This is a genomic window from Stieleria sp., from assembly GCF_041595215.1.
GTDB lineage: Bacteria > Planctomycetota > Planctomycetia > Pirellulales > Pirellulaceae > Stieleria > Stieleria magnilauensis.
Window position 1 is genome coordinate 1 of sequence record NZ_JBFHKV010000272.1, and the last position, 8,787, is coordinate 8,787.

Below are 8,787 nucleotides of genomic sequence, written 5' to 3' on the forward strand. Positions count from 1 at the left end.
GCGCTCGCGATACGATGGGAATTTGATTGACCCGGCGGCGCCGAAGCCTCTCCCATCGTCGTTCCCTCAAGTTTCCTCATCTCAACCACGTAGAATGACAGCTATTGAACCCGGCAAAACAAGGATCGGTTGGATCGGCACTGGAGTGATGGGGCACAGCATGTGCGGCCATCTGATCGACGCGGGATACCAGGCGACGGTTTACAATCGTACGGCTGAGAAAACGAAAGGCTTGGTCGACAAAGGCGCCACGGCCGTCGATTCACCTCGTGCGGTCGCGGAAAACAGCGATGTCGTGTTCACCATCGTCGGTTTTCCCAGCGACGTGCGACAGGTGATCCTCGGGGAGGGTGGTGTTCTGGAGGGGTCTCGCGAGGGGATGGTGTTGGTGGACATGACGACCAGCGACCCGAGTCTGGCGATCGAAATCGCCGAGGCGGCCAAAGCGATCGGGGTTCAGGCGATCGACGCCCCCGTCAGCGGTGGCGATCTCGGGGCCCGCAATGCGGCGCTGTCGATCATGATCGGCGGAGATGCCGAGACGGTCCGGCGGATCGACCCGCTGTTTCAACTGATGGGCAAGACGATCGTCTACCAAGGCGGACCGGGTTCGGGGCAGCACACCAAGATGGTCAACCAAACGTTGATCGCCAGCGGGATGATTGCGATTTGCGAAGGGTTGCTCTACGCCCACAAGGTCGGGTTGGACATTCCGACCGTCCTGAAAAGTGTCTCCTCCGGCGCCGCAGGCAGCTGGTCGCTGTCGAACTTGGCGCCGCGGATGATCAACGGCGATTTTGATCCGGGGTTCTTCGTCGAGCACTTTTTGAAGGACATGAAAATCGCGCTCGACGAAGCGTCCAAGCGAAATCTTGCCCTTCCCGGTCTGGCGCTCGGTTACCAGCTCTATCATGCCGTGGCCGCTCAAGGGCACCGGCGCGATGGTACACAGTCGTTGATCCTGGCGCTGGCAAAGCTGAACGGATTTGATTGGAAAAACGAAAACCGCTAGTGCCGTCTCCCATCCGGCGTGGGTCAGGCCGGGTGAAACTTTCACTTAACAACATCGAGGCACCACCATGAAAGCAGCCTACATCAAGCAAACCGGATCAGCGGATGTGATTCAATTCGGTGATTTGGAGTCACCGATTGCGGGGCCGGGACAAATCCTGATTCGCATCCATGCCGTCTCGGTCAACCCGATCGACACGTAGGTGCGCAGCGGTCTGGTGGCGTTCGAGCTGCCCGATCCTTTCATCCCCGGCTGCGATGCGGCGGGCGTCGTCGAGTCCGTTGGCCAAGGCGTGGAATCGTTTTCGGTCGGAGATCGCGTTTGGTGTACCAACCAAGGGTTGTTGGGCCGGCAGGGAACCTTTGCCGAGCAGATCGTGGTCGATGCCCATTGGTGTTTTCCGCTGCCCGACTCGGTCGACTTTGCCACCGCCGCCGCCAATGCACTGGTCGGCGTGACGGCGCACTTGGGGCTATTTCGCAGCGCGGCGATCGAACCGGGGGAAACCGTGTTCATCATCGGGGGAACCGGTGGCGTGGGCGCGATGGTGGTGCAGATGGCCAAGGCGGCCGGCGCGTCGGTGATCACGACCGCCGGCTCGGACGCTAAATGTGAACGCGCGGTGGAGCTGGGGGCCGACCACGTGATCAATTATTCGACGCAATCGATCGCCGAGCGGGTCAAGGAGATCGCGCCCAAGGGAGTGAATCTCTTTTGGGAGACGCGCCGCATGCCGGACTTCGACGAAGCGATCGATTTGATGGCTCCGCGGGGACGGATGGTGTTGATGGCCGGTCGCGATTCCAGGCCGGAATTCCCCGTCGGCCCGTTCTATGTCAAAGAGTGCTCGCTGCACGGGTTCGTGATGTTCAAAGCGACGCCGCTGGAGATGCAGCGTTGTGCCGAAGCGATGAATCGCTGGATGGCGAGCGGACGGCTGAAAGCGAACATCGCCCAGACGCTCCCGCTTTCCGAAGCCGCCGAGGCGCACCGCATCCAGGAAGCCGAAAACGTCGGCGGCAAGATCGTGTTGACGGTCTAACGCGTCTATAGCAGCAAGTCGTCTTCGAGCAGGTGGCAATACGAATCATAACGCCGGGCGTCGATGCGGCCGTCGGCGACGGCGTTCTTGACACCGCAGTCGTCTTCGCTCAGGTGCAAGCAGTTTGCGTAGCGACAGTCACCGACGTGGGGCCGCAGGTCGGGCATTAATCCGGCGACTTCTTCGGCGGTGATGTCCCACAATTGAAATTGGCGAATGCCCGGCGTGTCGAACACCCAGCCGGCATTTTCGCCTTGCAGCGGGATCAGTGTGGAGGTGGTCGTCGTGTGTCGGCCTTTTTGGTTGTCTTTGCTGACCTCCGAGACGGCCAGCCCCAACCCGGGCTCGACGGCATTGAGCAGACTGCTTTTGCCGACGCCGCTTTGTCCCGAGAGCGCCGTCTGTTTGCCTTTGAGAAGTTCTTTCAGATAGTCGATGTTGGTTCCCCGATCGGCGCTGGTCAGCAAGACGCGATAGCCGAGCGAGGCGTAAACGCCCAGGATCGGCTGCAGTGACGCGGGGTCGACAAGATCGCATTTGTTGATGATGACCACGGGGTTCAAACCACATTGTTCGGCCGACAGCAGAAATCGGTCGATCAGGGCGGGTTTGATCGTCGGCTCGGCGGCGCTGGTGACGATCAGCAGATGGTCCACGTTGGCGGCGATGATGTGTTGCTGGCCGCGACTTTGTCGGCTGATGATCCCGTGACGCGGCGCGACGAATTCGATCATGCCGGTCGTTTCCGATTCGGCGCGAAACTGAATGCGATCGCCTGCGACGACAGTTCCGCGACCGTCGATGCTGAGCGATTTGAGGACTTGGCGAATCGAACATTCGAACGTCCGCCCGTCGTCGGCCAAAACGGTGTTGCGGAGTCCGTGGGCGCGGAGCACGCGGCCGCCGATCAGCAGCGAGTCGTGCGATTGGGGGTCATCCGCGGACGCCGGCGCACCCGCTTGGACGCCGACGACGGTGCGTTTGCGCGTCAAGTCGCCTTTTCCGCTGACACGTTCGTTTTTCACCGCGTCGGCGAGCGATTCGGCATCGCCGACGTGGAACTGTCGCGTCAAGTCGCTGTCGCGCACGCGCCCCTGATGCCGCTTTCGAAAGCTGACGCGTGACTGGTTGGATTTTCGTTTCTTTTTGGCCATGGGTGAAGTGTAGCAGCGAGCGGCAAACGAGCACAGTTCGCCCTTCCAATGCCGTGTGGTGGTGTGGTTTTCCGTTGGTTAGACTATCAGTCTCTCCACTTTCCTACCTTTTTCGGATACGCGTTGGATGTCTGAATCTTCTTCTGGCCAGATCGACCACGTTCTCGACGAAAGCCGTCTCTTCCCCCCGCCTGCTGAATTCACTCAAAAAGCGGTGATTCGCACGACGGAACAATATGACGAACTCTATGCGCGGGCGCGCGACGATCGCGACGGTTTTTGGCGTCAAGAAGCCCTGGAACACCTGCACTGGTTCGAACCGTTCGACGAGACCTGCAAGTGGGATTCGCCGCATGCCGAATGGTTCATCAACGGAAAAACCAACGCCAGTTACAACTGTCTCGATCGCAACATCGAACTCGGGTTGGGGGATCGACCGGCCATCATCTGGGAAGGCGAACCGGGCGACACACGCACGCTGACGTACAACGAACTGAAGACTGAGGTTTGCAAATGTGCAGCGGCACTTCGCGAACTGGGGATTCAGTCGGGCGACATCATCAGCATCTACATGCCGATGACGCCTGAGCTGGCGATCGCGATGTTGGCATGTGCCCGAATCGGCGCCATCCACTCGGTCATCTTCGCCGGATTCAGCGCCGAATCGATCGCCGATCGCAATCACGACGCCCAAGCCAAGATGGTCATCACCTCTGATGGGCTGTATCGACGTGGCAAAGTGTTGCCGCTGAAAGAAACCGTGGATGAGGCACTCGAAAAGTCGCCGTCGGTGCAGACCTGTTTGGTGTTGAAGCGGGTCGGTAACGAAGTCGCGATGCGAGAAGGCCGAGACGTGTGGTGGCACGATGTCGTGGACAAGCAGAGCGGCGACCTGCCGGCCGAGCCGATGGACAGTGAAGCGACGCTGTTCATTCTGTACACGTCCGGCAGCACTGGAAAACCCAAGGGCATTCGTCACACCACCGCCGGTTACAACTTGTGGGCAAAACGGACGTTCCAGTGGGTGTTTGACCATCGCGACGATGACATCTACTGGTGCACCGCGGATTGCGGCTGGATCACCGGGCACAGTTACATCGTGTACGGACCGTTGGCCGCAGGCGCAAGTTGTCTGATGTACGAAGGCGCTCCCAACTATCCGGCGGAAGATCGATTTTGGGAGCTGATCGAAAAATACAAGGTCACGATCTTGTACACCGCGCCGACGGCGATTCGAGCGTTCATCAAATGGGGAGATGAACACGTCGACAAACACGATCTGTCCAGTTTGCGATTGCTGGGGACCGTCGGTGAAGGGATCAATCCCGAAGCTTGGATGTGGTACCACAAGAAGATCGGTGGCGAAAAATGTCCGATCGTCGACACGTGGTGGCAAACCGAAACCGGCGGCATCATGATGAGTCCGTTGCCCGGGATCACGGCGACCAAGCCCGGATCCTGCACCAAACCGTTGCCAGGGGTGGTTCCGGTGATCTTGGATGAAAACGGTCAATCGGTCGACGAGGAGCACGGCGGCAAGTTATGTATCGAACAACCTTGGCCGGGAATGTTGCGCGGCATTTGGGGGGATGAGGAACGGTTTGTGAGTACTTACTGGGCCACGTTCAAAGGCGAATACCTGACCGGCGACAACGCCCGCCGCGACAAGGACGGTTACTACTGGATCATGGGCCGCATCGACGACGTGATCAACGTCTCGGGCCACCGGTTGAGCACGATCGAGGTCGAAAGCGCCCTGGTCAGTCACCCCTCGGTCGCCGAAGCCGCCGTCGTCGGCCGCCCCGATGAACTCAAAGGCGAAGCGATCGCGGCCTTCGTCACCGTGACGGACCCGAACCCCGGCGAGGAGCTTCGTCAGGAGTTGCGGAACCACGTGCGGAAGCAGATCGGTGCACTCGCCCAGCCGGACGACATTCGTTTCGCCGCGTCGGTTCCCAAGACGCGGAGCGGCAAGATCATGCGTCGTCTGCTCCGCGACATCGCTGCCGGGCGCGAAGCCGCCGGTGACACCAGCACGCTGGAAGACTTCACCGTCCTGGCCCAGCTCCGCGAAGAAGAGTAGGGACGCGCGGTGCATCAACCCGTTCCCAGGCGGTGGCCTGGGAACAAGTTTCGTAGGGCATGCTGTGCATGCCGATCGAAAGCGGGAGGGCGAGGGTTAGGGCTTCTTTTCCTGGGGTGGCGGTCACTCCGCTGCGCTCGTTCCCTGACCCCAGGCTATGTTGTGGATGCCCTTTGGGCAAACGCTGCGGAAGGGGTTCCGCATCGACACGATTTCGCCTCAGCGACCGATTCCACGCAGTCCAGGCACAGCTTGGCTAAGCCTGTCGGGGTGCGTTGTGATCGGCGTGCGGTGCTCTGATCACTCGTCGGCGAGAATGCGGTCCATCAGCGGAAGTTCGGTGTAGTACATCGCCGCCGGGTCGATTTGGTGTTGTTCCAACCACTGCGTCCGTTCACGCACGGTTCGTGTCGTCGCCAGTCGGGGCAAGACGACGCCCCAGACGACGAGCACGGCCAGGATCACGGCTAAGAACCGAACGCGTCGAAGACTCATTGGCCGGACTCCGCGAACAGCACGCCGAACATCAGGTAGGCCATGATCAGCGTCAGCACTAGGTTCAACGACTGGCCGCAGACGTACAAAATCATCGGCTTGCCGCCACGAAAGTAGGGCAGCAATTGTTTGAAATTGGTTTCCAAGCCGATGCAGACAAACGCCAGGCAAAAGAACCAACCGCGGAGCGTCTTCGTCGAACCACCGATCATCGCTTCGATAATCAGGTTTCCGCCGGCCAGGTTGGCGTGCAGGATCGAAAACAGGATCGACGCTCCGATGAAGCCCAGCACAAATTTGGGGAATCGGTACCAAATCTCGCCGATGCCGGGTTTGGCCGCGTGGCTGTCTTTTTCGACGTAGGCGACCCAGTACGCGGCGACGCAAAACGCGGTCACCCCGATCAAGATGTTTTGGATCATCTTGACTGTTGCCGCGACTTCCAGGGCTTCTTCGCCGAGGGTCGCCCCGGCGACCGCGACGGCACCGGTTGCGTCGATCGTTCCGCCCAGCCACGCCCCGCCGACGTCGTCGGGCAACCCCATCGCCTTGATCGCCAACGGCAGCAAAATCATCATCACGACGGTGAACGAAAGCGACAGTCCGATCGCCAGTGAGAGTTCTTCCTTCTTCGCTTTGCAGGACGCGGCGGTCGCGATTGCCGCGGAAACACCGCAGACCGACATGTCGGCACTGATCACCATGTTCAACGACTTGGACGGGATTTTTAAGACCTTTTGTCCGAACACGAACGTGCTGATCAAGACGATCGGTGTCACCACCCAGGCCACGCCGATTCCGGGGATCCCGAGCGCCATCAAGCGACTCATCAAGACTTCGGCACCCAGCAGGACCAACCCGGTTTTGATGAAAAACTCGGTCATGATCGCCGGCCGCCATCGGTGCGGGGTCCCGATGGTGTTGCTGATCACCAGACCCACCAGCAAGGCCCACAGCGCGTATTCCAGATTGTACGCCTTGATTACACTCTGCCCGGCCAGGACATACGCGACGGTCGCCAACAGGAAGACAACGGGAAAGGCTTTGATGAACCCGATCGCGTTCTTCTTTCGAATCGTCATCGCCACGGTGAACAACACACCGATGATGACAAAGGCGCCCAACACGCCCCGGTAGGTCGTCGTCGCACTGTTGCCTTCGTCACCGGCGACGTAGAACGCGTCGACGGGGTTTTGCGTCCATTTCCCCGGCTTGGCCAACCAGCTTTTCAGCGGACTGGAGATCGAAACCGATTCACCTTGGTCAATCGCGGTGAAGAAGTTTGCCGGGACGGAAATCCAGACGGCGACAAAGGCGACGATCAAAATCAATCCCGCGCACCAAATCGCCCACCAGTCCTCGGTGGTCTTCATTTGTTCCCAGGTGCTCACCCGGGGCTGTTCAACGATGTCGGATTTCGAGGCTTCGCTGGGAGCGTCGTAGGGGTTGCTCATCGGGGGATCGGCGCGGAGGGATAGGCTGCGGTGGGAAAGCCGTCAAAGGCTGGGGCGGTCCACAGAATATCATGACGCAGGCAAGCGATGTAGCTGACTTGCCCCAAACCGCCCAGGCGTGAATCGAGGCAACAACTGGCGCCCGAGGGACGGTGCTGTGACGCGTTTGTTAGCGGAACGGCGGGAGCCGTCCGGTGGTAGCATCGAAGATGCGTAGACGGACCGGAGGGCTCGCGCCCTGCCGCTCAATCGACGAGGTATTGACCACCGCAGGGCCCGTAGGCTCGCGCCAAACGGCTGATCATCAATTGACATCAGCCGGTTCGCGCCAGCGTCTGGGCGTCACTGCGCCGACATCCCACTGCGCCAACATGCCGCTGCGCCTACATTCCGCTGCCCTTACATTCCACTGCGCAGAGCGTCGAGGTGCCGTCCGAAGTGATCGTCGAGAACTTCGCAGTAAGTGTCCGGATGGGCGACGAGACAATCGCGGACGACGGCACCCCACTTGGCGTCGGTCAGGACGGAGCCGAAGGTGCAGTGCAGGATCTGGCGTCCGGGTTTGGTGAACCCTTTTCCTTCGGGGACGTCCGCCCACATTTCCAGGTATTCGCTTTCCAGCGTTTGGTCGTCGGCTTGATCGGTCGTCGGGGCGTCGGCGAGCGTTGCCGAAACGTGGTAGGTCGCTTTGTCGGTTTCATATCGATCGCGTGAGAAATCGATGATGCCGCGGAAGGCAGCGGGATCGTGGCGGGCGACAACGCGGAGTGCTTCCAGGTAGCTGGTGCCGGCGGTTTTGACGTGGAATTTTCCGGCGGTGGTGCGAGCCAACGCGGCGTACATCGACACCTTGTCGCTACCGGAGTGCAGGCTCAGTTTGTAAGGGCCCAGCAGATTCGCCACCGCCGCGTGATCGGCCAATGAAGCTTCGAGCGCCGCCAAGTCGCCTTTGAAATCGACGCCTTTTTCGAAGTCGCCGATGAACCGCGGCGCCAAGCTGACCAGCTTCATGCCGCCCTGGAGGCATTGATCGGCGATGATGTAGTGCTCCGGCAGGGTGGTCGGCTGGTCGGTTTCGTCGACGGAGAGTTCGATTTCGTAATCTTGTCCGGCCTTCTCGTTGACTTGTCGGATGTAGTCACCCAGCTTGAGAGCGCGAGCGATCGCGGGTCCGTATTTGACCGCCGCACGCATGCAAGCTTCTTCGTCCAGTTGGATCGTCGATCCGGTGGGCAATTCGATCGATTTGCCCACGTACGAATCGAACCAGGGGGCGGCGTCGCGGGCGGACGAAAACTTTTCTCGGAGCGTCGCTTCGTCGTAATCGTCGGCTTTTTGGTCGACGTCGTCGGAGGGATCGATGGTGAAGAACGTGAACCCGGCCGCCGCGGTGATGTCGACGTCCTGATTGACTTTCAAGTGGTCGGCATCGGCTCCGATCGGGCCGTCCCATCCGGCCGCCTCGGCCGCTTGCATCGCGTCGGCCATCACACCCTCGGGCGTCCGCTTGGTTCGCGTCATCTCGCGAATCGATTGCTGGGGGAAGA

The 8,787-nt window shown here is 60.3% G+C and carries 8 protein-coding genes; 4 read left to right on the forward strand and 4 right to left on the reverse strand.

Going from position 1 to position 8,787, the window contains the following annotated elements; translation table 11 throughout:
* Positions 1-94: 94 nt before the first annotated feature.
* The 3 genes from ABX749_RS12490 (at position 95) to ABX749_RS12500 (ending at position 2,054) form a co-directional block, all read left to right on the forward strand.
* A complete protein-coding gene (locus ABX749_RS12490; RefSeq protein ID WP_372896278.1) occupies positions 95-1,012 on the forward strand; it encodes an NAD(P)-dependent oxidoreductase in 918 nt (305 codons plus the stop codon).
* A 67-nt stretch (positions 1,013-1,079) separates the two neighbouring features.
* A complete protein-coding gene (locus ABX749_RS12495; protein ID WP_372896279.1) occupies positions 1,080-1,214 on the forward strand; it encodes a hypothetical protein in 135 nt (44 codons plus the stop codon).
* Positions 1,215-2,054: an NADPH:quinone reductase gene (locus ABX749_RS12500; RefSeq protein ID WP_372896280.1), complete on the forward strand. Its 840-nt coding sequence runs from the start codon at positions 1,215-1,217 to the stop codon at positions 2,052-2,054.
* 5 nt (positions 2,055-2,059) lie between these two features.
* Here ABX749_RS12500 and rsgA read toward each other — a convergent pair whose 3' ends face one another.
* Complete coding sequence (rsgA, locus tag ABX749_RS12505; RefSeq protein ID WP_372896281.1) at positions 2,060-3,208, reverse strand: ribosome small subunit-dependent GTPase A; 1,149 nt, start codon at positions 3,206-3,208, stop codon at positions 2,060-2,062.
* 127 nt (positions 3,209-3,335) lie between these two features.
* Between rsgA and acs the strand changes: the two genes are divergently transcribed.
* Positions 3,336-5,291: an acetate--CoA ligase gene (acs, locus tag ABX749_RS12510; RefSeq protein ID WP_145208222.1), complete on the forward strand. Its 1,956-nt coding sequence runs from the start codon at positions 3,336-3,338 to the stop codon at positions 5,289-5,291.
* 300 nt (positions 5,292-5,591) lie between these two features.
* On the opposite strand, the gene ABX749_RS12515 is transcribed toward acs, so the two are convergent.
* The 3 genes from ABX749_RS12515 to ABX749_RS12525 all read right to left on the reverse strand — a co-directional run.
* Complete coding sequence (locus ABX749_RS12515; RefSeq protein ID WP_372896282.1) at positions 5,592-5,786, reverse strand: hypothetical protein; 195 nt, start codon at positions 5,784-5,786, stop codon at positions 5,592-5,594.
* Positions 5,783-7,240 carry a YeiH family protein gene (locus ABX749_RS12520; RefSeq protein ID WP_372896283.1) on the reverse strand — a complete coding sequence of 486 codons (1,458 nt, stop codon included), beginning with the start codon at positions 7,238-7,240 and terminating at the stop codon, positions 5,783-5,785. The genes ABX749_RS12515 and ABX749_RS12520 overlap by 4 nt, the downstream gene beginning before the upstream one ends.
* A gap of 399 nt (positions 7,241-7,639) precedes the next feature.
* Positions 7,640-8,787, reverse strand: a 1,148-nt coding sequence (locus ABX749_RS12525; protein WP_372896284.1) for a tagaturonate epimerase family protein, incomplete at its 5' end; no start/stop codon positions are given.

Coding starts and splice junctions, on each gene's coding strand:
- ABX749_RS12490 (WP_372896278.1), top strand. CDS start 95: ATGACAGCTATTGAACCCGGCAAAACAAGGATCGGTTGGATCGGCACT.
- ABX749_RS12515 (WP_372896282.1), bottom strand. CDS start 5,786: ATGAGTCTTCGACGCGTTCGGTTCTTAGCCGTGATCCTGGCCGTGCTC.
- ABX749_RS12495 (WP_372896279.1), top strand. CDS start 1,080: ATGAAAGCAGCCTACATCAAGCAAACCGGATCAGCGGATGTGATTCAA.
- acs (WP_145208222.1), top strand. CDS start 3,336: ATGTCTGAATCTTCTTCTGGCCAGATCGACCACGTTCTCGACGAAAGC.
- ABX749_RS12520 (WP_372896283.1), bottom strand. CDS start 7,240: ATGAGCAACCCCTACGACGCTCCCAGCGAAGCCTCGAAATCCGACATC.
- rsgA (WP_372896281.1), bottom strand. CDS start 3,208: ATGGCCAAAAAGAAACGAAAATCCAACCAGTCACGCGTCAGCTTTCGA.